Source organism: Allobosea sp. P4_H5, assembly GCF_056400825.1.
On record NZ_JBFUKM010000010.1, the window covers coordinates 218,215 to 242,421 of the forward strand.

Below are 24,207 nucleotides of genomic sequence, written 5' to 3' on the forward strand. Positions count from 1 at the left end.
GCCGCCGCGCCTCTCCACAACCGGTATCGGTTCTGGATTCCGGGCCCTTCGCTCCGCGAAGTCCCGGAATAACAGGTGGCGGATGGCTGGGCGGCTCACGCCTGCTCGACATGCTCCTTCGCGACGAAGGCGATGCGGACCATGTTGGTCGCGCCCGGCGTGCCGAACGGAACGCCGGCGACGACGATGAGCCGGTCGCCCTCGGAGGCGAAGCCCTCGCGCACCGCGAATTTGCAGGCGCGGAAAGCCATGTCGTCGACGTCGCTGGCGTCCTTGGTCACCACCGAGTGGACGCCCCAGACGAGGGTGAGCCGGCGCGCGGTCGCCGCGTTCGGCGTCAGCGCGACCACGGTCGAGTTCGGGCGCTCGCGGGCGATGCGAAAGGCGGTCGAGCCGGAGGAGGTCCAGGCGGCGATCGCCTTGAGGTGCAGTGCGTCGGCGATCTCGTGCGAGGCCTTGGCGATGGCGTCGGCGCCGGTCGCTTCCGGCTCGGCCTTCTGCGATTCGAGGATGGAACGGTAGACGGAGTCGCTCTCCACCTCCTCGGCGATGCGGTTCATCATCGCGACCGCCTCGATCGGATACTGGCCGGCGGCGCTCTCGGCCGAGAGCATGACGGCGTCGGCACCCTCGAACACGGCGGTGGCGACGTCGGAAACCTCGGCGCGGGTCGGAACCGGCGCGGTGATCATGCTCTCCAGCATCTGCGTCGCGACGACGACAGGCTTGCCCATGCGCCGGGCCATGCGGGTGATGCGCTTCTGGGTGCCCGGCACCTTCTCGAGCGGCATCTCGACGCCGAGATCGCCGCGCGCCACCATGATCGCGTCGGAAGCCTCGATGATCTCCTGCAGGCGCAGCACCGCCTGCGGCTTCTCGATCTTGGCGAGCGCCAGCGCCCGGCCCTGAACGATCTTGCGCAGCTCGGCCATGTCCTCCGGCCGTTGCACGAAGGAAAGGGCGATCCAGTCGACGCCGGCATCGGCGGCGGCCTCGGCATCCGAGCGGTCCTTGTCCGTCATGGCCGAGACCGGGATGATGGTGTCGGGCAGGCTGACGCCCTTGCGCGAGGAGAGGCGGCCGCCGACGACGACCCTGGTCACGGCCTGCTTGGGCGAAGCCTTCTCGACGACGAGACGGATCTTGCCGTCGTCGAGGATGAGGTGATGGCCGGGCTCCAGCGCCGAGAGGATCTCCGGATGCGGCAGGTGCACGCGCTTGACGGTGCCGGGCGCGGGGTCGGCGTCGAGGATGAAGCGGGCATCCTTCTCCAGCATCACACCACCATCGCCGCCGAACTGGCCGACGCGCAGCTTCGGCCCCTGCAGGTCGGCGAGGATGCCGACCGGGCGGCGGAACTCTTTCTCCAGCCCGCGCAGCATCGCGATCCTTGCCGGCAGATCCTCGCGCTGGGTGTGGCTCATATTGATGCGGAAGACGTCGACGCCGGCCTTGAACAGGGCGGCGCACATCTCCGAAGTGGACGAGGCCGGCCCCAGCGTAGCGATGATCTTGATCCGCCGTTCCCGCCTCATCACGTCATTCCCCCTTCAAAAACCCATTTGGACCCGCTTCCGGCAGGCCTCGCCGATTCAACCGATTAGGGCAAGCGATTTGCTGCACCGCAATCACGGGCGCGGCGCGGCGCCGGCCGTGTCGGTAAGCTGGATCGTCCAGCCCTTCTGCTCGCCAGTGTCGACTTCGAAGAAGCCGGAGCGCTCATAGCCGCGCGCCAGGCAGTCCTCGATGCCGCGGATGGTGAATTCCTTGTTGCGCGTGCACATGACGGATTTGCCGGTCCACTCGCCGCCTTTGTCGTAGTCCACGGCGTGGACGTAGTAGAAGCGCGCCGCCAGTGTGCCGCGCAGCAAGGTCTCGCAGGCGCGCGGAGCCAGGTTCCACCAGCCCTCGGTGATCCAGCCTTGCGCATCGCGATAACCGAGCGCGATGCCGACGCGGCTGCCGGTCGTGTTGCACATGCGCAGATCCGCCAGCGCCGGGCTGGCGCCGGCCATCAGCAGCCCTCCTGCCAGCAACATCGAATGGAGACGTGCGCTTCGGCTCATGAATCGCTTCTTGGATCGATCAGAATCACGCGGCAATCGTTGACATTGGTCAGGGTCGGGCCGGTCTGCAACAGGTCGCCGAGAGCCGAGAAGAAGCCGGTCGAGTCGTTCTGGGCCAGCGATTGGGCAGGATCGAGGCCGAGGCCGCGGGCGCGCGCCAGCGTCGTCTCGTCGATCACCGCGCCGGCCGGGTCGGTCGCCTCGCCGCCGCCGCCATCGGTGCCGTCGGTGTCGCCCGAGAGCGCGACGATGCCAGGTTCGCCAGCGAGCGCGATCGCCAAGGCCAGCGCGAATTCCTGGTTCGGGCCGCCGCGGCCATTGCCGGCGATGGTGACGGTGAGCTCGCCGCCGGAGATCAGCGCAACGCGGCGCCCGGCCGCCTTCAGCTCGCGTGCCCGCTTCGCCTGGGCGGCGGCGACGTCGCGCGCTTCGCCTTCGAGATCGGGGCCGAGATCGATCGGCTCGTAGCCGGCCTCGGCAGCGGCCTTCACCGCAGCGGCGATGGCGTCGGCCGGGCGGGCGACGATACGATATTCGCCACCGGCGAAGGCGGGATCGCCGGGCTTGGGCGTCTCGCTGGCGTCATCGGCGAGCAGGGCCTGCGCCGCGGGCGGCAGCGTCAGCCCGTAGCGGGCGACGATGGCGCGGGCATCGGCCATCGTGCTCGGATCGGGCACGGTCGGCCCCGAGGCGATCGCGGCGGGATCGTCATGCGGCACGTCGGAGACGGCGAGGGTCAGCAGCTTGCCCGGTGCGGCGGCGAGCGCGAGCCGGCCGCCCTTGATGCGCGAGAGACGCTTGCGGACGATGTTCATCTCGCCGATCGGCGCGCCGGAGCGCAGCAGCGCCTTGTTGACCGCCTGCTTCTCGGCGAGCGCGAGCGAGCCGGCGGGAGCGACCCAGTTGGCCGAGCCGCCGCCGGAGAGCAACACCAGGACGAGATCGTCGGCGGTGGCGGAAGCGGCGAGTTCGAGCGCCCGCGTCGCGCTGGCGATGCTGCCTTCGTCGGGCACGGGATGGCCGGCGGCCAGCATCGGGATGTGGCGGGTCTGCGCCTCGTAGCCATGGCGCGCCACGGCATGGCCGAGAAAGCGGTCGGGCGAGAGCTTCAGCGTGTCGAGGTAATGGGCTTCCGCCAGCAGAGTCATGCTGCCGGCGGCCTTGCCGGCGGCCAGCAGGATCAGGCGCCCCTTCGGCGGTGGAGGAGGCAGATGCGCGGCGAGCCAGCTGCGTGGATGGGCTCTGTCCACGGCGGCGTCGAAGATCCGGCGGGCGACCCGATGCCGCTCTGCAATTGCGTCCTGCCGCTGCTCCAAGCGCCTTCCCCGTGCGAATCTGCTGCTGGCAATCGACTTTCGTCTTAGCCTCTTATCGGCCCCTTACTAGAGCATGTCCCGCAAAAGTGGATACCGCTTTTGCGATCAGCACATGTTCCAGGATGTTGCGGCAGCGTGGATTCTTGCCACCCTGCCGTTCCGGGCGAGACGAAAGCGCGCTATGTCGCGCCGGCGCGGGCGCAGCTCGCGATGCGACGGATGGTCCGAGGTCATGATGCGTGCGGACGAGGGCTTGCAGGGTGGTGCTCCGGTGCGGCAGCCCGGCGATGTCGAGATCATCGCGGGGGATCCGGCGAGCGGCATCTTGCTGCTTTGCGACCATGCGACCAATGCGATCCCGCCTGAGCTGAACCTGCTCGGCCTGCCGCCGCAGCAGCTCGAACGCCATATCGCCTACGATATCGGTGCCGCCGAGATGACGCGGGCGATGGCGCAGGCGCTGGGCGCTCCCGCCGTGCTCAGCAATTTCTCGCGCCTGCTGATCGATCCCAATCGCGGACGCGACGATCCGACCCTGGTGATGCGGATTTCCGACGGCGCGATCGTACCGGGCAATGCCCGGATTGACGAAGCCGGGATCGCCGAACGGACTGCACGCTACTACGCGCCCTATGACACTGCGATCGACGCCGCGATCGAGACGGCGATCGCTATCGGCCATCCGCCGGCGATCGTCTCGCTGCACTCCTTCACGCCGTTCTGGAAGGGCGTGCCGCGGCCCTGGCATGCCGGCGTGCTCTGGGACAGGGAAGGGCGCCTCGCGCAGGCGCTGATCGCGGCGCTTCAGGCGGAGGGCGACCTGATCGTCGGCGACAACGAGCCCTACAACGGCGGCCTGCCGGGCGACACGATCGACCGCCATGCGACGCGTCGCGGCTTGCTCGATGCGCTGATCGAGATCAGGCAGGACCTGATCGGCGAGCCGCATGCGGCCCGCGCCTGGGGCTTCAGGCTGGCCAGATTGCTGCCGGGAGCGCTGGCTGCGGCGCGAGAGATGTGAACTTCGGGCCGTTCTTGCTTGACCTTGCCGCCTATCCTTGCGAACCCCTGCGGCCAATTTCCGAAGAAGGGTTTTGAGAATGGACGATCCGGTTGCAGGCGATCAGCTCAAGAGCATCGTGCAGCGCATCGAGCGGCTCGAGGAAGAGAAGAAGACGATCTCCGACGACATCAAGGAGGTCTATTCCGAGGCCAAGGCCAATGGCTACGACGTCAAGGTGCTGCGCAAGGTGATCGCGCTGCGTAAGCGCGACCTCGACGAGCGCAAGGAGGAAGAGGCGATCCTCGATCTCTATCTGCAGGCGGTCGGCGAGAGCGCCTGAGGCCATCGTCAGGGCCTGGCCAAAAAATAGGGCGCGCGTTTTCGCGAGCTCAGGCTTCGATATCTATCACGCCGTCATCCCGGACGAAGCGAAGCGGAGATCCGGGATCCATTCCGGAGCCTTTCCGAAAGAGGTTCCGGAATGGGTCCCGGGTCTCCCTCCGGTCGCCCGGGACGACCCGCGCTTTTTTCAGCTGGAAAGCGCCCTCGAAATCGTTGCGGTCTTGGCTCTTCAGGAGCCTCCCGAGCGCCAGCCGGCGGCGATCTCCCTCAGCGCCGTGATGAAGATCTGGGCCGACAGCGACAGCACGGCATCGGCGCGGGTCGTCAGGCCGACCGGCCCCAGCGTATCTTCGGTATGGGCCGGCAGCAGGGCCAATTGGCCGCTGGCCATATCCTCGGCGACCACGCCTTCGGAAATGAACCAGATCGCATCGGTCTGCCTGAGATAGCCGCGGGCGAAGGAGTCCGAGACGGTCTCGATCACGCCCGAGCGGGGCTGGATCGAATTGGCGATCATGTAGCGCTCGACCGTCGAGCTGATCACCGATCCCGGCGGCGGCATGAGCAGCTGATACTGTGCGATCGCGGCAAGGGCGAACGCCTCCGCATGAAGCAGGGGATGCCCCGGCCGGACGACCAGCCCGATCCGCTCGGAATAGAGGTGCTCGAAGGTGAAGCCGGTCATCGTCTCCGGCGCGGCCATGCGGCCGATGACGAGATCGAGGTCGCCGAGCCGGAGCTGCGCCATGAGCACGTCGTTCGCCCCGGTCACGACCCGCGGCCTGAGGCGCTCATAGCGCTGCGTCACATGGGCGATGGCTGCTGGCAGGATCCGGGCCGACGCCGTCGGCAGTGCCCCGACGGTGAAGGCATGCTCGGGCGACATCTCGTCGCCGCCCACCATCCGGACGCCCTGCTTCAGCGCCGTGACGCTGGCGCTGGCATAGCGCAGGAAGATCTCGCCCGAGCTGGTGAGCAGCATGGTCCGGCGGTTGGGCTCGAACAGGGCGATGCCGAGAACGCATTCGAGCTCCTGCACGGTCTTGGAGATCGCGGGCTGGCTGACATGAAGCACTGCAGCCGCCTTGACGACGCTCTTCAGCCGCGCAACCTCGATGAAGCAGCGCAGATGGCGGAACTTGATGCGCAGATCCATCGCCGACAGGAGCGGCTCGGCCATGGCTCGATAACCCCCTGGTTATTATCTTAGGCGGTGATTTCATTTAACATAAGAGTTTCGCTGCTGCATATTCCCGGCACAAACAAGGGCCTGCCGCTTTGGCACCAGCGGCCCAGGCAAAAAGACAATCGCCTTCGTCGCGTCCGGCGACGAGTGGACTTCGAGGAAACAACAAGGGTTTTCCCGCATGAGCGAAGCCTTCATCTGCGCCTATGTCCGCACGCCGATCGGCCGTTTCGGCGGCTCCCTGTCTTCGGTGCGGGCGGACGATCTCGGCGCTGTGCCGCTGAAGGCCCTGGTCGAGCGCAATCCGGGCGTCGATTTCGGCGCCGTCGACGACGTGATCTTCGGCTGCGCCAACCAGGCGGGTGAGGACAACCGCAACGTCGCGCGGATGTCGCTGCTGCTCGCCGGCCTGCCGAAGGAGGTGCCCGGCACGACCATGAACCGGCTCTGCGGCTCAGGGATGGATGCGGTCATTGCCGCGGCCCGGGCGATCAAGGCCGGCGAGGCCGAACTGATGATCGCCGGCGGCGTCGAGAGCATGTCGCGGGCGCCCTTCGTCCTGCCCAAGGCCGACAGCGCCTTCTCGCGCCATGCCGAGATCCATGACACCACCATCGGCTGGCGCTTCATCAACCCGCTGATGAAGGCGCAGTACGGCGTCGATTCCATGCCGGAGACCGGCGAGAACGTCGCGGCCGACTGCAAGATCAGCCGCGCCGACCAGGACGCGTTCGCGCTGCGCTCGCAGCTCAAGGCCGTGGCCGCCCAGCAGAACGGCCGGCTCGGCAAGGAGATCGTTCCGGTCGTGATCCCGCAACGCAAGGGTGAACCGATCCGCGTCGAGAGTGACGAGCACCCGCGTGGCGACACCACACTGGAGAAGCTCGCCAAGCTGCCGACGCCCTTCAGGAAGGAAGGCGGCACGGTCACCGCCGGCAACGCCTCGGGCGTCAATGACGGCGCCGCGGCGCTGATCGTCGCCTCCGAGAAGGCGGCAGTGAAATACGGCCTGACCCCGCTGGCGCGTGTGCTCGGCGGCGCAACGGGCGGCGTCGCGCCGCGCGTCATGGGCCTCGGGCCGATCCCGGCGACGCGCAAGCTCTGCGAGCGCCTCGGCATCAAGCCCGGTGACTTCGACATCGTCGAGCTGAACGAGGCCTTCGCCAGCCAGGGCATCGCCGTGCTGCGCGAACTCGGCATCGCCGAGGACGGCGCCCATGTGAACCCGAATGGCGGCGCGATCGCGCTCGGCCATCCGCTCGGCATGTCCGGCGCCCGCATTGCCGGCACGGCCGCGCTGGAACTCTCGCTGACCGGCAAGCGCCGGGCGCTCGCCACCATGTGCATCGGTGTCGGCCAGGGCATCGCCATCGGACTTGAACGCGCCTGACAGCTAGCTGCCAAGGCAACCACAACAACGGGAGTGAACTGAATGACACAGAAGGTCTATGATAGTCCGGCGGCGGCCCTCGATGGGCTGCTGTTCGACGGGATGACGATCATGTCCGGCGGCTTCGGCCTGTCGGGCAATCCCGAGAGCCTGATCCCGCAGATCCGCGATTCCGGCGTGAAGAACATCACCGTGATCTCGAACAATGCCGGCGCCGACGGCTTCGGCCTGTGGATGCTGCTGCAGACCCGCCAGATCAAGAAGATGATCGCGTCCTATGTCGGCGAGAACAAGCTGTTCGAGCAGCAATATCTCTCCGGCGAGCTTGAGCTGGAGCTCAATCCGCAGGGCACGCTGGCCGAGCGCATCCGCGCCGGCGGCGCCGGCATCCCGGCCTTCTTCACCAAGACGGGCGTCGGCACGGTGGTGGCCGAGGGCAAGCCGGTCGAGGAATTCGAGGGTCAGCTCTACGTCCGCGAGACCTGGCTGCGGGCTGACCTTGCCATCGTCAAGGCCTGGAAGGCCGACACGGCCGGCAACCTCGTCTATCGGCGCACGGCCCGCAACTTCAACCCGAACATGGCGACCGCCGGCAAGGTGACGGTGGCCGAGGTCGAGGAGATCGTGCCGGTTGGCTCGCTCGATCCCGAGGCGATTCATACGCCCGGCATCTATGTCGACCGCCTGATCAAGAGCACGATCAACGAGAAGAAGATCGAGAAGCTCACCGAGCGCAAGAGGGAGACCGCCTGATGGCCTGGACCCGTGAACAGGTGGCCGCCCGTGCCGCCAAGGAGCTGCAGGACGGCTTCTACGTCAATCTCGGCATCGGCATCCCGACGCTGGTGGCGAACTACATTCCCGAGGGCGTCGACGTGACGCTGCAGTCGGAGAACGGCCTGCTCGGCATCGGTCCCTTCCCCTATGAGGGCGAGGCCGATCCCGACCTGATCAATGCCGGCAAGCAGACGATCACGGTCCTGCCGAGCTCGAGCTTCTTCTCCTCGGCCGACTCGTTCGCGATGATCCGCGGCGGCCACATCGACCTGACCATCCTCGGCGCCATGGAAGTGGCGGCGAATGGCGACATCGCCAACTGGACCATCCCCGGCAAGATGGTGAAGGGCATGGGCGGCGCGATGGACCTCGTCGCCGGCGTCAAGAAGGTCATCGTGGTGATGGATCACGCCAACAAGGCGGGCGAATCCAAGGTGCTGGAGCGCTGCTCGCTGCCGCTGACCGGGCAGGGCGTCGTCGACCTGATCATCACCGATCTCTGCGTCATGGCCTGCGACAAGGCCAAGGGCGGAGGGCTGACCCTCATCGAGTTGGCACCCGACGTCACGCTCGACGAGGTCAAGGCCAAGACGGCTGCCCCGTTCACGGTGGCGCCAGAGCTGGCAAAGGCCGCCTGAACCAACGCCTTAGCGCAAGAATAAAGCCCGCCCGGCGATGTCGCCGGGCGGGCTTTTCTGTTTCTGCCAGGTCGCCCGTACAGCCCGGTGAGCCTGGGCTGTACGGCGTGTGCGATCAAGCAATCTTGGGCAGCAGCTCGTCGAGGCTCTTCTTGGCATCGCCGTAGAACATCCGCGTGTTCTCCTTGTAGAAGAGCGGGTTCTCGATGCCGGAATAGCCGGTGCCCTGGCCGCGCTTGGAGACGAAGACCTGCTTCGCCTTCCAGACTTCGAGCACCGGCATGCCGGCGATCGGCGAGTTCGGGTCCTCCTGCGCCGCCGGATTGACGATGTCGTTGGAGCCGATGACGATCGCGACGTCCGTGGACGGGAAGTCCTCGTTGATCTCGTCCATCTCCATGACGATGTCGTAGGGCACCTTCGCCTCGGCGAGCAGCACGTTCATATGGCCCGGCAGACGCCCGGCCACCGGGTGGATGGCGAAGCGCACCTCCTTGCCGGCGGAGCGCAGCTTGCGGGTCAGCTCCGACACCGATTGCTGCGCCTGCGCCACCGCCATGCCGTAGCCCGGCACGATGATGACGCTGTCGGCGTCGTTCAGCGCCGTGGCGACGCCGTCGACGTCGATCGCGATCTGCTCGCCCTCGATCGCCTGCGCCGGGCCGGTGGTATTGCCGAAGCCGCCGAGGATGACCGAGATGAAGGACCGGTTCATCGCCTTGCACATGATGTAGCTGAGGATCGCGCCCGACGAGCCGACAAGCGCGCCGACGACGATCAGCAGATCGTTGCCGAGCGTGAAGCCGATCGCCGCCGCGGCCCAGCCGGAATAGCTGTTCAGCATCGAGACCACGACCGGCATGTCGGCACCGCCGATGCCCATGATCAGGTGGTAGCCGATGAAGAAGGCCAGCAGCGTCATCAGGAAGAGCGCCCAGAAACCGGCGCCCTGCACATAGAGGATCAGCAGCAGCAGCGAGAGCGCAGCGGCGCCGGCGTTGAGCATATGGCCGCCGGGCAGCTTCTTGGCCTTGCCGTCGACCTTTCCGGCGAGCTTGCCGAAGGCGATGATCGAGCCGGTGAAGGTGACCGCGCCGATGAAGACGCCGAGGAAGACCTCGACCTTCAGAATGCTGATTTCGACCCCGGTCTTGTGCGCCAGCACGCCGGCAAAGCCCGTCAGCGCCTCGCGGGCGGCCGCGTCGAGCTTCATCACCGCGGCGAGTTCGATATGGGCGTTGAAGCCGATCAGCACGGCTGCGAGGCCGACGAAGGAGTGCAGCGCCGCGACCAGCTGCGGCATTTCGGTCATCTGCACCTTCATCGCCACCTGCCAGCCGATCGCCGCGGCGATGGCGAACATGACGATGACGAGCCAGAGCTTGCCGCTGCCCGGCCCGAAGACCGTGGCGATGACGGCAAGCGCCATGCCGACGATGCCGTACCAGACCGCGCGCTTGGCGCTTTCCTGGTTCGAGAGGCCGCCGAGGGAGAGGATGAACAGGATGGCGGCGGAGATGTAGGCCGCAGAAACGATACCGATGCTCACTGCGGCCCCCTCAGGACTTCTGGAACATGGCGAGCATCCGGCGCGTGACCAGGAAGCCGCCGACGATGTTGATGGAGGCGATCAGCACCGAGATCATCGCCAGGAAGGTGACGAGCCAGCTGGATGAGCCGATCTGCAAGAGGGCACCGAGCACGATGATGCCGGAGATCGCGTTGGTGACGGCCATCAACGGCGTGTGCAGCGAATGCGACACGTTCCAGATCACCTGGAAGCCGACGAAGCAGGCGAGGGCGAAGACGATGAAGTGGCTCATGAAGCTCACCGGCGCATAGGCGCCGACGATCAGCATCAGCACCGTTCCGATGCCGAGCAGCATCAGCTGGGACTGGGTCTGCGCCTTGAAGGCAGCGGTTTCCTTCGCCCGCTTTTCCTCGGGCGTCAGCTCCTTGGCCTTCTCCTTCGGCTTCTGGGTCGCGATCGCGGCGATCTTCGGCGGCGGCGGCGGGAAGGTGATCGCGCCTTCGAAGGTCACGGTCGCGCCGCGGATGACGTCGTCCTCCATGTTGTGGACGGGCTTGCCGTCCTTGGCCGGCGTCAGATCCGTCATCATGTGGCGGATGTTCGTAGCGTAGAGTGTCGAGGATTGGGCCGCCATCCGGCTCGGGAAGTCGGTGTAGCCGACGATCGTGACCCCGTTCGGCGTGACGATCTTCTCGTCCGGCTTGGTCAGCTCGCAATTGCCGCCGCGCTCGGCGGCGAGGTCGATGATGACCGAGCCGGGCTTCATCGCCTCGACCATGTCCTTGGTCCACAGCACCGGCGCATCGCGGCCGGGGATCAGCGCCGTGGTGATGACGATGTCGATCTGCGGGGCAAGCTCGCGGAACTTCTTGAGCTGGGCCTCGCGGAACTCCGGGCTGGAAGGGGCGGCATAGCCGCCGGTCGCGGCGCCGTCCTGCTGCTGGCCCTTGAAGTCGAGATAAACGAACTCGGCGCCCATCGATTCGATCTGCTCGGCCACTTCCGGGCGGACGTCGAAGGCGTAGGTGATGGCGCCGAGCGAGGTCGCGGTGCCGATCGCGGCAAGACCGGCGACGCCGGCGCCGACGACCAGCACCTTGGCCGGCGGCACCTTGCCGGCGGCTGTGATCTGGCCGGTGAAGAAGCGGCCGAAATTGTTGCCGGCCTCGATCACGGCGCGATAGCCGGCGATGTTGGCCATGGACGAGAGCGCGTCCATCTTCTGGGCGCGCGAGATGCGCGGCACCATGTCCATGGCGATGACGTTGGCGTCCTTGTCCTTGCAGAACTCCAGCAAGTCCTTGTTCTGCGCCGGATAGAAGAACGAGATCAGCGTCTTGCCGGCCTTCAGCCGCTCGGCCTCCGCGGTCTCGGGCGGGCGCACCTTGGCAATGATGTCGGCCTCGTCCCAAAGCGTGGCGGCGTTGTCGACCACCGTGACCCCGGCGCCTCGATAGGCGTCATCGGTGAAGCCGGCGGCGAGGCCCGCTCCGGTCTCGATGAGGCAGTCATAGCCAAGCTTCTGCAGCTGCTGCGCACTGTCGGGCGTCATCGCCACGCGTGCCTCACCCGCGAAGAGTTCCTTAGGCGAACCGATCTTCACTACGCTCCCCCTCCTGCTGTGAGCCCGGCCGTTCAGCCTAGCGAGCAACTTCAAAACCTGCAGACATTTCCCTATGGCATCCGACAGGAGCGGCGTCTTTGCAAGCGCCGAGGCGCGCGCCGGACAGATCGAGCCGGCCGGTCGGCAGGCTCGTGACCAGCGCCGGGGACCTCAATCCAGGCGAGAGCAGCCCCATTTCAGCCGGAATCGGTGTGCATCGCACAAAAAAGCCGCCCGGAGGATGCTCCCCGGGCGGCGTTTTATTCTTCAGGGTGTTGCTTCAGGCAATCAGCCTGAGCTGCCCCCGATCAACGATGGGTGCGGAACCGGACTTCGTCGTCGATGAAGGTCTTCTCGCCAAAGGGCGCCTCATTGGAGCCGAACGGCATCTGCGCGGTGAGCTTCCAGGATGCCGGGATGTTCCAGGTCTTGGCGACCTCGGCATCGACCAGCGGATGATAGTGCTGGAGGCTGGCGCCGATGCCGGCGTCGGCAAGCGCGGTCCACACCGCCAGCTGCGCCATGCCGGTCGAGTGTTCCGACCAGATCGGGAAGTTGTGCGCATAGAGCGGGAAATTGGCCTGGAGCGCCTTGACCGGCTCCTGGTCCTCGAAGAACAGCACGGTACCCGCGCCGCTGGCGAAGCCTTCGATCTTCTTGGCTGTCCCGGCGAAGTCGGCAGCCGGTACGATCGCTTGAAGCGCCTCCTTGGCGATGCTCCAGAACTTGTCGCTCTCCCTGCCGAAGAGAATGACGGCGCGCGAGCTCTGCGAATTGAAGCTGGACGGGGACAGGCGGACCGCTTCCCTGATCAGGGCATCGACCTGCGTTTCGGAGATCGGCAGATTCTTGCCGAGGGCATATTGCGTGCGGCGCTTCTTGAGCTTGTCGAGCATGGCTTCCTCATCTGTGAACGCGTGTTACGCCGGCAGGCCGATGAAACGGGACTGTTTGTCTCGGAGCGCGCCTCTAGGCGGCCTTCCTGCGAAAGCGGGATTTGATGAGGGAGAGGTAGCGGTTCACTTGCTGCATCAGAATGCCCATATTGGGCACCAATCTGTTGCTCATCCAGGAACACCTGCAGGAACGCTTCATGTCCGAGATCGACGATATCAGGAGCTTCGTCGCGGTCGTCGATGCCGGCGGCTTCGGCCGGGCCGCGCATAGCCTCGGCCTGGCGAAATCGATCGTCAGCCGCCGCATTACCCGCCTGGAGGCCGACCTCGGCACGCGCCTGCTCAGCCGCACGACGCGCGGCGTCGCTGCCACCGAGGCGGGACTGGAGTTCAAGGCGCGCGGCGAGCGCATCCTGTCGGAGCTCGCCGAGGCGCGCGAGGCGATGGCGCAGCAATCTGAAGGCGTCGCCGGACGCCTGAGGCTGTCGATGCCGCTCTCCTTCGGCTACCGCCATCTCGCGCCGGTGCTGGCGGAGCTGGCGGAGCGCCACCCCCGGCTGGAACTCGATGTCGAAGCCAGTGATCGCCAAGTCGATCTGATCGGCGAGCGCTTCGACGCTGCGATCCGGATCGGCTCGCTCAAGGATTCCAGCCTGGTGGCGCGGCGCATCGCCCCGGTGAAGGCAGCGGTGCTGGGCAGCCCGGGCTATTTCGCCCGCCACGGCCGGCCGGAGACACCGCTCGACCTCGCCCGGCACGAATGCCTGGTCTATTCCGGCAACAGCGTGGTCGACTGGGGCTTCCGCATGGGCCGACGCTGGGCCTCGGTGCGCCCCTCCGGGCGATTGCGCTCGGACAATGGCGATACGCTGCTGCGCTGGGCCGAGGCCGGGCTCGGCATCGTGGTGCTGCCGACCTTCATCGCCAGCGACGCGATCCGTGCCGGGACGGTCGAGCATATCCTCTGGCGCTATCCGATGCGGGAGAGCGCACTGCATGTCGTGCGCCCGCCAGGGCCTTATGTGTCCGGCAAGGTGCGGGTCCTGATCGATCTCATGCTCGAGCGCTTCGGCAACACGCCGGCCTGGGATCCCTGCCAGGCAGCCGTTCAGGCGAAGATCGCGGCCGGCGAGCTGGCGCCCGAGGACTATCCCGCCGACGAGCATCAAATGGCGTGAAGTCGCGCTTCACCCGAATTGGCGTGGCAAAGCGTCCGCAAGCAGCCAATGTTCCGCCCATGACAATGGGAGATCACGATGCTGCTGGTTGGAATGCTCGACAGTCCCTATGTGCGGCGCGCCGCCATCACCGGGACCTTGCTCGGTCTCGATTTCGAGCATCGCTCGGTCTCGGTGTTCCGGCACATGCCGGAGTTCCGCAAGATCAACCCGTTGATCAAGGCGCCGACGCTGGTCGCCGATGACGGCACGGTGCTCAGCGAATCCCTGCTGATCATCCAGCATTTCGAGGATATCGCCGGTCGCTCGCTGCGGCCGACCGACAAGGTGCAGCGGGTCAGGGATCTCAGCCTGACCGGCATCGGCATTGTCGCTGCCGACAAGGCGGTCTCGGTCGAATACGAGCGCAAGCGGCCGGAAGAGAAGCGCTACGACAACTGGCAGGAGCGCATCCTGGCGCAGCTCCACACCGCGCTCGATCTGCTCGACCAGGCGGCGGGACGCGGCGAAATCGGCTCGGGACCCGACCTCAGGCCGGGCGACATCGCCGCCGCGATCGCCTGGGGGTTCTGCCGCTTCGTCATTCCGGATTTTGCCCCGGAGGGGCGCTGGCCGGCGCTGGCGCAGCAGGCCGCGGCTTGCGAGGCGCTTCCGGTGTTCAAGGCCTGGCCGATCGACAAGGAATAGTCTGAGGGATCGCTCAGTTCTGGACGAAGGTCGTCGGCAGCGCCTTGACCGCCGGGCCGCTGAAGCCGCTGGTGCCGACATCGCTGGGCTCGGCGGCAGAGAAGCCGAGCGAGGCGGCGGGGTTCGCGCCGGCGACCCAGCCCCTGGCTTGAGCCTCCGAACCGGCCTTCGCCTTGGCGGTCGCGATGGTGGCGCGGCGTGCGGGAGGCGTCTCCGGCGCCGAGACGGCGGCGAAGAGCGAGTCGAGGCCGGCCCGGTCAGCGTTGTATTCCGCAGCGATCGGAGTGCTGCGCGGCCGCGCGGCGATCTGCGTCGTGCCGGCCTGCTCCGGCGCGGCGCCCGGCGAGCGCGGCCGGATCGGCGGCATCGGATGATTGATCGCGACCAGTTTGGCGCCGGCGGGAACGGCGGGAACAGCGTCCTCGGGGTCGTCGCTCAGACGCAGTCCCTCGGTCGATAGGCTCGCCAGCGCGACCGGGCGCGACGGCGGCAGCGGGGCCGAGACGGCCTTGCCCGTCAGGATGGTCTCCAGCGACGGGCCGGGCAGGTCGGTCGGCCTACGCGGCGGCAGCGAGGCGAGGATGAGCTTCTGCTCGGAGGCGGGCAGCGGCAGGGCCGTGGCTTCCGCCGCCAGGGCGGCGAGCTGCGGCGAGCCGGACGGCGGATTCGGCGCCGGCGGCGTCAGGCCACTCGGGCGCGCCACGGGAAGCGCGGTCGCGATCGGAGCGGGCTTTTGCGGTTCGGGCGGTGCAACCTGGGCAGGAGCCAAAGCGGCGACCTGCGTCTCCTCCGGCGGCGGCGCGGTGGTGGTCGTCGCGCGATTCGACCGCTCGCGCAGCACGGAACGGCCGGTCGGCTCGGGCTGGGCCGGCTGCGCATTGAACACGGCAAAGCGACCGCCATCGCCGCTGTTGCTGTCGCCGGCATAGGCCATGACGGTCGGCTGCTGCGTCGGCGCGCGACGTGCCGCGGCCGCACGGCCACGGGTCGGGCGGGCGTCGGCCTCTTCGTCGTCGCCGCCGAACAGCGCGGCCCAGAAGCTCTTGCCGCCGCCGCTGGACGCCATGATCGCGCCTTCGTCGTAATCCCCGGCGGCGTAGCCCATCACCGAGCCGCCGCTGGACAGGATCTCGGCCTTGGCGACCTCATAGCCGCCCAATGGCTTGCCGTCTGCCGGCAGGTGCACCGTCTTCTCGTCGGGGAAGAGCCGGACCAGCTGGTCGCGGGTCATGCGCGGCCAGGAACGGACCGAGCCGGCGTCGAGATGGACGAAAGGGGTGTGTGCGCCGGGGTAGAAGCCGACGCCGCCGCGCTGCATCCGCATCGCAGTCTCGCGCATGCGGGCAGTCGGGGTATCAGGCAGATAGAAATCCATCGCCTTGCCGAGCATGTGCTGGCTGTGCTTGGCGACGCCGCGCGAGCGCCGACGCAGCATCGAGTTGGTGCCGGGCGAACGATAGGCGGAGACGACGTGGAAGGGCTGGTCGGAGCCGACCTTGCGATGGACTTCCCAGGCGATATCGAACAGCCGTGGATCCATCCGGATCGGCTCGTCGATGCGCCAGTCGCGCAGCGCCCAGTTCAGCTTCTCCAACGCCGCGGAATCGTAGCGACCGTCACGCTTGAAGGTGACGGTCGTCTCCTCCTTGGTGTGCATATGCTTGATCGTGATCGTGCGGGTGTCGCCATTGGCGACGGCATTCTGCGTGCCGCGCACGCCAAGCACCAGGACGCTTGCGCTCGTGGCGAGCAGGAAGCCGGCATGCGCACTCAGCCGCAAAAAACGCGGGAGCCGTGTTGCAATCTCGGCTTTCGACCTGCTCACTCTGCCAGACCCGTCTCGAAGCACCCGGCGCACCGGAGCGGTAAACGTGAAGGAACAGTTGCCGAGAAGGCTTAACGGGAGGTTACCGGCGAGACAACTCCCCGCCGGAATCCGGCAAGCAAGATTGCTCGCTACCGGCAGATCGTGGCGAAACCGTGCCGAATGGGACTTTTCCCAGGCCGGAGCCGTCAGGAACGTTGCTCGAGGGCGTTCCTGACCAGCCTGTGGAAACCGTAGATATCGTCGAAGGTGGTGACGGCGCCGGCTGCGTCTACGACGATCGTCTCATAGACGAGATGGATCTGCAGGGGCTGCGGCAGCTTGATGGTGCGCTCGCCGGAGCCGATCAGCCGCTTCAGCCGCTCGCTCGTCCATTCCGGCCCGAGCACCTGATCGGCAAGGGCGAACGGATTCTCGACGCGCACGCAGCCATGGCTGAAGGCGCGCTTGCCGGCGCCGAACAGCCCGCGATTCGGCGTGTCGTGCAGATAGACGGCATGGTCGTTCGGGAACATGAACTTGATCCAGCCGAGCGCGTTGCGCTCGCCCGGCGGCTGGCGCACCGAGATGCTGCCGTTCTTGGCCCGCGTCACGACATAGCCGCGCCTGGCGGCATAGTTCGGATCGTTGGCGAGCCCGGGCAGGAACTCCTTCTTCAGGATCGAGGGCGGCACGTACCAGGACGGATTGACGACGACATGCTCCATCCGGTGCGAGAACACCGGCGTCGCCGATTCCGGCTTGCCAACGATCACGCGCGACTCATAGGCGAGCTTGTCGCCGTGCATCACGCGCATCCGGTATTCGGGGATGTTCACGACGATGCGGTTTTCGCCGATATCGCTCGGCAGCCAGCGCCAGCGCTCCATCTGGGCGATGATGTCGCTCTCCAGCCGGGTCGAGCGCGGCATGGCGAGCGCGGCGACGGTCTGGTCGCTGAGCACGCCGTCGGCGCGCAGGCCCGCCTGCTTCTGGAAGTCGGCCAGAGCCAGCGCGGTCGAGCGGTCATAAACCGGCTCCTCGCTGCTGCCGAGGCCGAGCCGGGCGCGGATCAGCGGGACGCGGGCATCGCGCATGCCGACCTTGAGGGTGGGGCCGGCCGGGACGCGGGCAACCGGCGTCTCCGGCTTGTGGGCGCGCAATTCAGCGAGCTTGGCCTTCAGGTGCTGATAGCCGGCGTGCCGGGGATTATAGGCGGCCAGCACTGCGCCGGCATCGGCCGCACCGGCGAGCTCGGACAGTACCTCGGTCGCTGACGGCAATTCGAGCTTCGGCGTGATCAGCTTCGACAGACGGCGCGGGTCGAGACGGCCGCCGCGGGCGTCGCGGGCATAGAGCACGGCGAGCGCCGAGAGCCGGATATCGGCCGCCGCGAGGCTGTCCTTGTCGCTGCCCTCGAAGACCGGGAGCAGATAGTCGCCGGCGCGCAAGCCGTCATCGCCGGCATGGCCGAGCTGCGCGACGATCTGCTTGCCGGACGCGCCAAGGTCCTTGCCGTCGATCCAGAACGGCCGGTTCTCGTTGGCGGCATAAGCGGCGACGATGTCGGCCCGCTCGCGAGCGGAGAGGCGGGGGAGGGCGGCTGCGATCTCGGCCTGGGCCGCGATCCGGCCGGAGAGTTCGAGGCCTGCCGGCATCGTGACCGCGACTTCGGGAAGAGGCGGCAGGTCGATCTGCGAGGGCCTGGCCAATTGCGGCTGCGGCGCGGGTTCAGCCGGCTTCACCAGGGCCGGATCGACCGGCGGCATCTCCGGCTCGGGCAGGTCGAGGTCGAGCTCTGTCGGAGTACGGTCCGGCCTGGTCGAGAGCGCGCCGGTGACCATCTCTTTAGCCTCGGCCGCTTCAGCCGATTGCGAATTGGTGGATGGGCGCAGGTCGAGCGTCACCTCCGCCGGGGCGGGGATGTCGAGCTTCTGCTGCCCGGTATCGCTGTTCAGGATGACCAGAGCCGGCTGCTCGGGCAGCGGCATGCCGATGTCGCCCGTTGCCTGCTGCGCGGTCGCAGAGGCGAGGAGCAGCGAGAGGCCGAGCGTGGTGGCTGAGACGGTTTCCGCCAGGCGGCGCAGGCGCATCGATAAACTTCCCCGGTCCCTGGCCGATCCACGCCGATAACTGCGTGACTCGGCCTGTTTCGACAAGATGCCGCCCTACAACAGCGGCCGATATTCGCCCTCTGCAACCCGTCCCCTGTGGGTTGCAGAACGCGTTTCGATTCGGGCTGATCAGGCGGCGTCGACGCCGTCGGCGGCGTCCTCGCCTTCGATCAGCCCATAGTCCTTGAGTTTGCGGTAGAGCGTCGAGCGACCGATGCCGAGCTTGCGCGAAATCTCGGACATGTGGCCGCGGTAATGGGCGAGCGCGAACTTGATGATCTCGCGCTCCAGCTCGTCGAGCGTGCGCATGTCGGAGCCGGCGACGAGGTCGAGCGCATTGGGATCGCGGACCGGCACCTGGATGACGCGGGGCGGCGCCTCGCCACGCGGCTCGCTGGCAATGGAGGCCGGCGCCGGCGGGATGCGCACGTCGAATCCGTCCATCTGCGCCGCGATCTGTGGGAATTCGGCGATCGTGAGCTCGTCGCCATCGGAGAGCACGACGGCGCGGAACATCGCGTTCTCGAGCTGGCGGACGTTGCCGGGCCAGTCATAGTCGGCGAGTAGGGAGAGAGCCTCGGCGCTGATGCCGCGCAGCTTGCGGCCCTCTTCGGCGGCGAAGCGGGCGAGGAAGCCGCGGGCGAGGTCGGCCACATCCTCCCGGCGCCGGCGCAGCGGCGGCAGGGTGATCGGGAAGACGTTGAGGCGGTAATACAGGTCCTCACGGAACTCGCCGCGCTTGACCTGCTCCAGCAGGCTCTTGTTGGTCGCGGAGATGATGCGGATGTCGACGCGCACCGACTTCTTGCCGCCGACCGGATCGACCTCGCTCTCCTGGATGGCGCGCAGCAGCTTGACCTGCGCATCGAGCGGCAATTCGCCGACCTCGTCGAGGAAGAGCGTGCCGCCATGGGCCTCGACGAACTTGCCGATATGGCGCTCGGTCGCGCCGGTGAAGGCGCCCTTCTCATGGCCGAACAGGATGGATTCGACGAGGTTGTGCGGGATCGCGCCGCAATTGACGGTGACGAAGGGCTTGCCCCGGCGGTCGCTGGAGCCCTGGATGGCGCGGGCCAGAACCTCCTTGCCGACGCCGGACTCGCCTTCGATCAGGATCGGGATGTTGGAGCGGGCGGCGCGTTCGGCGAGCTGGATGACGCGGCCCATGTCCTGGCTCTTGCTGGCGAGATCGCGGAAGCCGAGCTGGCCGGAGGCGCGCCGCTTCATGTAGCGGATCTCGTGCTCGAGCGCCCCGAGCTTGAGCGCGTTCTTGAGCGAAACCTGCAGGCGTTCGGCACCGGCCGGCTTGACGACGAAGTCGACGGCGCCGGCGCGCATCGCCGTGACCACGGTCTCGATCGAGCCGTTGGCGGTCTGGACGATCACCGGCACCGCGCTGCCGCGTTCGCGCAGCGCGGCGAGCACGCCCATGCCGTCGAGGCCGGGCATGACGAGGTCGAGGATCAGGCAGTCGATACGGCGCGATTCGTCGACGAGAACCGCCAGAGCCTGCTCGCCGCCCTCCGCCAGCGCGACCTCGTAACCGAAGCGCTTCAGCATCGCATCGAGCAGCCGGCGCTGGACGGGATCGTCGTCGACGACGAGAACGGTGGCTGACATGAAACCTCGGCAGGCCAGACGGTTAGCCGGAATCGGCTGTTCCGTTTCGGGTCACTGTCGGGGAGAACGGTTAAGCGCCGCTTAAGCCGGCGAAGCCTGCAGGAAATCGGGCGCCTGTGGCAGCGCGACCGTTGATCGAGAGCCGCTGGCCGCGCATATGAGGGGGCCACCACCGATCCCGACAGGCCGAGGCAGACCGCTCATGACCCGCCCGTTCGACCGTCCCGCAATCGCACGCGCCGCCCATGTCGGAGGCGCGGCCGAGGCGCTCGGCGCCCTGCCGGAATGGGATCTGACGCATCTTTACCCGGCGATGGATTCGCCCGCCTTCGCGGCCGATGTCGAGCGCGCCGCGACCGAGGCGCGCCGCTTCGCCGAGCTCTATCGCGGCAAGCTCGCGGTGCTCGCCGCGCGCGAGGATGCCAGCGCCGCGCTGGCCGAGGCGGTCAGGGCCTATGAGGGCCTGGAGGACCTGGTCGGCAAGATCATGTCCTATGCCGGCCTGGTCTATTCCGGCGAGACCACCGACCCGCAGCGCGCCAAGTTCTATGGCGACACGCAGGACAAGGTCACTGCGATCTCGACCGAGCTGCTGTTCTTCGGGCTCGAACTCAACCGGATCGACGAGGCGCTGCTGGCCAAGGCTGCGGTGCAGGCGCCGCTCAGCCACTGGAAGCCCTGGCTCGACGATCTTGCCAAGGACAAGCCGCACCAGCTCGAGGATCGGATCGAGGAGCTCTTCCATGAGAAGTCGGTCACCGGCCATGGCGCCTGGAACCGGCTCTTCGACGAGACCATTGCCTCTCTGCGCTTCAATGTCGGCGGCGACGACCTCACGCTCGAACTGACGCTGAACCGGCTTCAGGACGCCGACGGCGCCGTGCGCAAGGAGGCGGCGGAGGTGCTCGGCACCGTCTTCCGCCAGCATTTGCGCACCTTCGGCCTGATCACCAACACGCTCGCCAAGGACAAGGAGATCTCCGACCGCTGGCGCAAGTTCGAGGACGTCGCCGATTCCCGCCATCTGGCGAACCGGGTCGAGCGCGAGGTGGTCGATGCGCTGGTTGCGGCGGTGCGCGAGGCCTATCCGCGCCTGTCGCACCGCTACTACAAGCTGAAGGCGCGCTGGTTCGGCCAGGACACGCTCGACTACTGGGATCGCAACGCGCCGCTGCCCAAGGTCGAGCAACGCACGATTCCCTGGACCGAAGCGCGCGATACCGTGCTCTCGGCCTATGGCAATTTCTCAGCCGATATGGCGGGGATCGCGCAGCGCTTCTTCGACGAGCGCTGGATCGACGCGCCGGCGCGGCCGGGCAAGGCGCCCGGCGCCTTTGCGCATCCGACCGTGCCGTCGGCGCACCCCTATGTGCTGCTCAATTACCAGGGCAAGCCGCGCGACGTGATGACGCTGGCGCATGAGCTCGGCCATGGTGTGCACCAGGTGCTGGCCGGGCCGAACGGAGCGCTGATGGCGCCGACGCCGCTGACGCTGGCCGAGACGGCGAGCGTGTTCGGGGAGATGCTGACCTTCCGCAAGCTGCTCGACGAGACCCGCGACCAGAAGCAGCGCAAGGCGATGCTGGCGGCCAAGGTCGAGGACATGATCAACACGGTCGTGCGCCAGATCGCCTTCTATTCCTTCGAGCGCAAGGTCCATGAAGCCCGCCGGCAGGGCGAGCTGACGGCCGAGAATCTCTGCGATCTCTGGCTCAGCGTACAGTCGGAGAGCCTCGGGCCGGCGATCCGGCTTGGGCCGGGCTACGAGACTTTCTGGGCCTATATCCCGCACTTCATCCACTCGCCCTTCTACGTCTACGCCTATGCCTTCGGCGACTGCCTGGTGAACTCGCTCTACGGCGTCTACCAGAACTCCGCCTCGGGCTTTCAGGAGCGCTATTTCGCGCTGCTCTCTGCCGGTGGCACCAAGCATCATTCCGAGCTGCTGAAGCCGTTCGGCCTCGATGCGCGTGATCCGGCCTTCTGGCAGATCGGACTCAAGATGATCGAAGGGCTGATCGTCGAGCTGGAGGGGATGGAGTGAGGCGGGGCGCGCGGTGAGCTCAGTCGTCTTCGACCGCGCGCTCTATCGCCGCCGCCTTACGGCAGCGCTTGCGGCCGGCTATCCGGATTTCCTGCTGGCGCGCTGCGCCGCCGATCTTGACGAGCGGCTCTCGGCCGTGCTGCGCCGCTTCGAGCGTGCGGCTGATCTCGGCACGCCGCTGCCATTGGTGGGACCGGTGCTGCAGGCGAGGGCGAGCGACCTGCTACGCATGGCCGAGGTCGCGGAAGCCGGCACCACTGTCGTTGGCGATCTTGAAGCGCTGCCATTCGCCGCGGAATCGCTCGACCTCGCGGCCTCCTTGCTGGCGCTGCATGCGGTCAATGACCTGCCCGGCGCCCTCATTCAGATCAAACGGGCACTCAGGCCGGACGGGCTCTTCATCGCCTGTCTGCTCGCCGGCCAGAGCCTGACTGAATTGCGCCAATCATTGCTCGCGGCCGAGGTCGAATTGACAGGCGGAGCGAGCCCGCGCGTCGCGCCTTTCGCCGATCTGCGTGACCTCGGAGGGTTGCTGCAGCGCGCCGGCTTCGCACTGCCCGTCATCGACAGCGAGAGCGTCACCGTCCGTTATGGCGACATGTTCGGGCTGCTGCGCGATCTGCGCGCCATGGGCTGGGCCAATGCGCTGACCGAGCGCAGCCGCAAACCGCTGCGGCGAGCCGTGCTGCTGCGGGCGGCCGAACTCTATGCCGAGCGCTTTTCCGATCCCGATGGGCGCCTGCGCGCGACTTTCGAGATCGTCTGGCTCTCCGGCTGGGCGCCGCATGAGAGCCAGCAGAAGCCGCTGCGGCCCGGTTCGGCCAAGGCGCGGCTGGCGGACGCGCTCGGCGTTCCCGAGATAGGCACGGGCGACAAGGCGGGCGGGAAAGAGCGGTGAGCGAAAGACCGGTCAGGCTCGGGCGGGCCGATTTCCGCCTGTTCCGCACGATCCCGACGCGCTGGGCCGACAACGACGTCTTCGGCCATGTCAACAATGTGATCTACTACAACTGGTTCGACACGGTGGTGAACGCCTGGCTGATCGAGCAGGGCTTTCTCGACGTGAAGGAGAGCAAGATCGTCGGCCTCGTGGTCGGCACGCGCTGCGACTATTTCGAGAGCGTCGCCTTCCCGGAGGTGGTCGAGGGGGCGCTCGCCGTCGAAAAACTCGGCCGCTCCTCGGTGACCTACCGGATCGGCATCTTCCGGCAGGGCGGCGCGCTCACGGCGGCTCAGGGCCTCTTCACCCATGTCTATGTCGAGCGCGGCTCGCAGACGCCGGTGCCGATCCCGGCGAAGCTGCGGGCGGCCATGGCGGAGATCGGGGTGGGGTAGGCGCTGCAGCAGTCGCTCACGCGATAAGCAAACCGCAATGCTCGGCGAGAGGATCGAAATCGCGATCCTGATGCAGTAGATGGTGGCCATGCGCGATGCAGTAGCTGGCGATGATCAGGTCGACCGTCTTGCGGATCGTGATGCCGCGCGTGCGGAGTCGTCGATAATGGCCGGCGGCAATCGGTGCCAGCTCTAGGCTGGAGATCGCGACTTGTTCGAAGACACTGAGGTCGCGCTCGATTCGGGCCGCATGTCGATCGTCGCGGCTCCCTTGCAGTAATTCGAGCAACACTAGATCAGGAAGGAGGATTTCCGATCGGTTACGGATCGTAAGCAGCCGCTCGACCTGCGGTGTGTCCCGATCGCGCAGCAGAGAAATCCAAACCGAGGTGTCGACGACTATCATTTCTGCCGATGGTCAGGCTCGCCAAGCCGCATTGCATCAAGATCGCCTTCCCAACCAAGTCCGCGCAGGTCTTCCAGGGCCCGCCGCCGCCGGTGTTCCTGGACGAGCTTTCGTAGTGCTTCCTCGACGGTCGCGCGCTTGGTAGGCAAGCCTGTCGCTTCCATCGCCTCGGCCAAAAGCTCGTCGTCGAGCTCGATATTGGTGCGCATGTATCGCCTCGATGTGTAAGGATCGCGCTCATCATACACATCATATGGCGATCACTCAATTG

General features: G+C 67.1%; 22 protein-coding genes. 10 read left to right on the forward strand and 12 right to left on the reverse strand.

Annotation, left to right across the window (positions count from 1 at the left end; all coding sequences use genetic code 11):
• Positions 1-95 precede the first annotated feature (95 nt).
• The 3 genes from pyk to AC1DS0_RS21210 all read right to left on the reverse strand — a co-directional run bounded on the left by pyk (position 96) and on the right by AC1DS0_RS21210 (position 3,361).
• Entirely contained in the window at positions 96-1,535 is a 1,440-nt protein-coding gene (gene pyk / locus AC1DS0_RS21200; RefSeq protein WP_476816259.1) for a pyruvate kinase, read from the reverse strand.
• A gap of 93 nt (positions 1,536-1,628) precedes the next feature.
• A complete protein-coding gene (locus AC1DS0_RS21205; protein WP_476816260.1) occupies positions 1,629-2,015 on the reverse strand; it encodes a DUF1036 domain-containing protein in 387 nt (128 codons plus the stop codon).
• A 47-nt stretch (positions 2,016-2,062) separates the two neighbouring features.
• The gene (locus AC1DS0_RS21210; RefSeq protein WP_476816312.1) at positions 2,063-3,361 is read right to left on the reverse strand and encodes a glycerate kinase type-2 family protein; all 1,299 of its coding nucleotides are present in this window, start codon (positions 3,359-3,361) and stop codon (positions 2,063-2,065) included.
• 256 nt (positions 3,362-3,617) lie between these two features.
• On the opposite strand from AC1DS0_RS21210, the gene AC1DS0_RS21215 reads away from it, so the two are divergent.
• Together AC1DS0_RS21215 and AC1DS0_RS21220 are read left to right on the forward strand one after the other, a co-directional pair.
• A complete protein-coding gene (locus tag AC1DS0_RS21215) occupies positions 3,618-4,403 on the forward strand; it encodes an N-formylglutamate amidohydrolase (RefSeq protein WP_476816261.1) in 786 nt (261 codons plus the stop codon).
• Positions 4,404-4,482: 79 nt separating this feature from the next.
• Entirely contained in the window at positions 4,483-4,725 is a 243-nt protein-coding gene (locus AC1DS0_RS21220; protein ID WP_152011935.1) for a DUF2312 domain-containing protein, read from the forward strand.
• Positions 4,726-4,956: 231 nt separating this feature from the next.
• Here AC1DS0_RS21220 and pcaQ read toward each other — a convergent pair whose 3' ends face one another.
• Positions 4,957-5,907 carry a pca operon transcription factor PcaQ gene (gene pcaQ / locus AC1DS0_RS21225; RefSeq protein WP_476816262.1) on the reverse strand — a complete coding sequence of 317 codons (951 nt, stop codon included), beginning with the start codon at positions 5,905-5,907 and terminating at the stop codon, positions 4,957-4,959.
• A 187-nt stretch (positions 5,908-6,094) separates the two neighbouring features.
• Here pcaQ and pcaF point away from each other — a divergent pair, with 187 nt between their 5' ends.
• The 3 genes from pcaF to AC1DS0_RS21240 are packed head-to-tail and all read left to right on the forward strand — an operon-like array spanning position 6,095 to position 8,718.
• Positions 6,095-7,303, forward strand: coding sequence for a 3-oxoadipyl-CoA thiolase (pcaF, locus tag AC1DS0_RS21230; protein WP_476816263.1), 1,209 nt, complete (start codon positions 6,095-6,097; stop codon positions 7,301-7,303).
• Positions 7,304-7,345: 42 nt separating this feature from the next.
• Entirely contained in the window at positions 7,346-8,056 is a 711-nt protein-coding gene (locus AC1DS0_RS21235) for a CoA transferase subunit A (RefSeq protein ID WP_476816264.1), read from the forward strand.
• Positions 8,056-8,718, forward strand: a complete 663-nt coding sequence (locus AC1DS0_RS21240; RefSeq protein ID WP_152011938.1) for a 3-oxoacid CoA-transferase subunit B — start codon at positions 8,056-8,058, stop codon at positions 8,716-8,718. The genes AC1DS0_RS21235 and AC1DS0_RS21240 overlap by 1 nt, the downstream gene beginning before the upstream one ends.
• Before the next feature lie 115 nt (positions 8,719-8,833).
• On the opposite strand, the gene AC1DS0_RS21245 is transcribed toward AC1DS0_RS21240, so the two are convergent.
• The 3 genes from AC1DS0_RS21245 to AC1DS0_RS21255 all read right to left on the reverse strand — a co-directional run bounded on the left by AC1DS0_RS21245 (position 8,834) and on the right by AC1DS0_RS21255 (position 12,748).
• Positions 8,834-10,267, reverse strand: a complete 1,434-nt coding sequence (locus AC1DS0_RS21245) for an NAD(P)(+) transhydrogenase (Re/Si-specific) subunit beta (protein WP_476816265.1) — start codon at positions 10,265-10,267, stop codon at positions 8,834-8,836.
• 10 nt (positions 10,268-10,277) lie between these two features.
• Complete coding sequence (locus AC1DS0_RS21250) at positions 10,278-11,852, reverse strand: Re/Si-specific NAD(P)(+) transhydrogenase subunit alpha (protein ID WP_476816266.1); 1,575 nt, start codon at positions 11,850-11,852, stop codon at positions 10,278-10,280.
• A gap of 308 nt (positions 11,853-12,160) precedes the next feature.
• Entirely contained in the window at positions 12,161-12,748 is a 588-nt protein-coding gene (locus AC1DS0_RS21255) for a nitroreductase family protein (RefSeq protein WP_152011941.1), read from the reverse strand.
• A 197-nt stretch (positions 12,749-12,945) separates the two neighbouring features.
• On the opposite strand from AC1DS0_RS21255, the gene AC1DS0_RS21260 reads away from it, so the two are divergent.
• On the forward strand, positions 12,946-13,926 hold the full coding sequence (locus tag AC1DS0_RS21260; protein ID WP_476816267.1) for a LysR family transcriptional regulator: 981 nt from the start codon (positions 12,946-12,948) through the stop codon (positions 13,924-13,926).
• Positions 13,927-14,004: 78 nt separating this feature from the next.
• Positions 14,005-14,613, forward strand: a complete 609-nt coding sequence (locus AC1DS0_RS21265) for a glutathione S-transferase family protein (RefSeq protein WP_476816268.1) — start codon at positions 14,005-14,007, stop codon at positions 14,611-14,613.
• A gap of 13 nt (positions 14,614-14,626) precedes the next feature.
• Here AC1DS0_RS21265 and AC1DS0_RS21270 read toward each other — a convergent pair whose 3' ends face one another.
• From AC1DS0_RS21270 to AC1DS0_RS21280, 3 genes are all read right to left on the reverse strand, one after another.
• Positions 14,627-16,393, reverse strand: coding sequence for a peptidoglycan L,D-endopeptidase MepK (locus AC1DS0_RS21270; protein ID WP_476816269.1), 1,767 nt, complete (start codon positions 16,391-16,393; stop codon positions 14,627-14,629).
• 233 nt (positions 16,394-16,626) lie between these two features.
• Positions 16,627-18,510, reverse strand: a complete 1,884-nt coding sequence (locus AC1DS0_RS21275) for a L,D-transpeptidase family protein (RefSeq protein WP_476816270.1) — start codon at positions 18,508-18,510, stop codon at positions 16,627-16,629.
• 150 nt (positions 18,511-18,660) lie between these two features.
• Positions 18,661-20,151, reverse strand: a complete 1,491-nt coding sequence (locus AC1DS0_RS21280) for a sigma-54-dependent transcriptional regulator (RefSeq protein ID WP_476816271.1) — start codon at positions 20,149-20,151, stop codon at positions 18,661-18,663.
• A gap of 202 nt (positions 20,152-20,353) precedes the next feature.
• Between AC1DS0_RS21280 and AC1DS0_RS21285 the strand changes: the two genes are divergently transcribed.
• From AC1DS0_RS21285 to AC1DS0_RS21295, 3 genes are read left to right on the forward strand one after another with little or no spacing between them, the layout of a single operon-like run.
• Positions 20,354-22,195 (forward strand): M3 family oligoendopeptidase, encoded by a 1,842-nt coding sequence (locus AC1DS0_RS21285; RefSeq protein WP_476816272.1) that lies wholly within the window; start codon positions 20,354-20,356, stop codon positions 22,193-22,195.
• A gap of 13 nt (positions 22,196-22,208) precedes the next feature.
• The gene (locus AC1DS0_RS21290) at positions 22,209-23,093 is read left to right on the forward strand and encodes a methyltransferase domain-containing protein (protein WP_476816273.1); all 885 of its coding nucleotides are present in this window, start codon (positions 22,209-22,211) and stop codon (positions 23,091-23,093) included.
• A complete protein-coding gene (locus AC1DS0_RS21295; protein ID WP_476816274.1) occupies positions 23,090-23,530 on the forward strand; it encodes an acyl-CoA thioesterase in 441 nt (146 codons plus the stop codon). The genes AC1DS0_RS21290 and AC1DS0_RS21295 overlap by 4 nt, the downstream gene beginning before the upstream one ends.
• A 16-nt stretch (positions 23,531-23,546) precedes the next feature.
• Here AC1DS0_RS21295 and vapC read toward each other — a convergent pair whose 3' ends face one another.
• On the reverse strand, positions 23,547-23,936 hold the full coding sequence (gene vapC, locus AC1DS0_RS21300; protein WP_476816275.1) for a type II toxin-antitoxin system VapC family toxin: 390 nt from the start codon (positions 23,934-23,936) through the stop codon (positions 23,547-23,549).
• Positions 23,933-24,145, reverse strand: a complete 213-nt coding sequence (locus tag AC1DS0_RS21305) for a type II toxin-antitoxin system VapB family antitoxin (RefSeq protein ID WP_476816276.1) — start codon at positions 24,143-24,145, stop codon at positions 23,933-23,935. Before AC1DS0_RS21305 ends, vapC begins: the two co-directional genes overlap by 4 nt.
• Positions 24,146-24,207: the final 62 nt, after the last annotated feature.

Bases quoted from the DNA above. Each gene is read 5' to 3' on its own strand.
- pyk (WP_476816259.1), bottom strand. From the start codon at position 1,535: ATGAGGCGGGAACGGCGGATCAAGATCATCGCTACGCTGGGGCCGGCC.
- AC1DS0_RS21205 (WP_476816260.1), bottom strand. From the start codon at position 2,015: ATGGCCGGCGCCAGCCCGGCGCTGGCGGATCTGCGCATGTGCAACACG.
- AC1DS0_RS21215 (WP_476816261.1), top strand. From the start codon at position 3,618: ATGCGTGCGGACGAGGGCTTGCAGGGTGGTGCTCCGGTGCGGCAGCCC.
- AC1DS0_RS21220 (WP_152011935.1), top strand. From the start codon at position 4,483: ATGGACGATCCGGTTGCAGGCGATCAGCTCAAGAGCATCGTGCAGCGC.
- pcaQ (WP_476816262.1), bottom strand. From the start codon at position 5,907: ATGGCCGAGCCGCTCCTGTCGGCGATGGATCTGCGCATCAAGTTCCGC.
- pcaF (WP_476816263.1), top strand. From the start codon at position 6,095: ATGAGCGAAGCCTTCATCTGCGCCTATGTCCGCACGCCGATCGGCCGT.
- AC1DS0_RS21235 (WP_476816264.1), top strand. From the start codon at position 7,346: ATGACACAGAAGGTCTATGATAGTCCGGCGGCGGCCCTCGATGGGCTG.
- AC1DS0_RS21240 (WP_152011938.1), top strand. From the start codon at position 8,056: ATGGCCTGGACCCGTGAACAGGTGGCCGCCCGTGCCGCCAAGGAGCTG.
- AC1DS0_RS21255 (WP_152011941.1), bottom strand. From the start codon at position 12,748: ATGCTCGACAAGCTCAAGAAGCGCCGCACGCAATATGCCCTCGGCAAG.
- AC1DS0_RS21260 (WP_476816267.1), top strand. From the start codon at position 12,946: ATGTCCGAGATCGACGATATCAGGAGCTTCGTCGCGGTCGTCGATGCC.
- AC1DS0_RS21265 (WP_476816268.1), top strand. From the start codon at position 14,005: ATGCTGCTGGTTGGAATGCTCGACAGTCCCTATGTGCGGCGCGCCGCC.
- AC1DS0_RS21275 (WP_476816270.1), bottom strand. From the start codon at position 18,510: ATGCGCCTGCGCCGCCTGGCGGAAACCGTCTCAGCCACCACGCTCGGC.
- AC1DS0_RS21280 (WP_476816271.1), bottom strand. From the start codon at position 20,151: ATGTCAGCCACCGTTCTCGTCGTCGACGACGATCCCGTCCAGCGCCGG.
- AC1DS0_RS21285 (WP_476816272.1), top strand. From the start codon at position 20,354: ATGACCCGCCCGTTCGACCGTCCCGCAATCGCACGCGCCGCCCATGTC.
- vapC (WP_476816275.1), bottom strand. From the start codon at position 23,936: ATGATAGTCGTCGACACCTCGGTTTGGATTTCTCTGCTGCGCGATCGG.
- AC1DS0_RS21305 (WP_476816276.1), bottom strand. From the start codon at position 24,145: ATGCGCACCAATATCGAGCTCGACGACGAGCTTTTGGCCGAGGCGATG.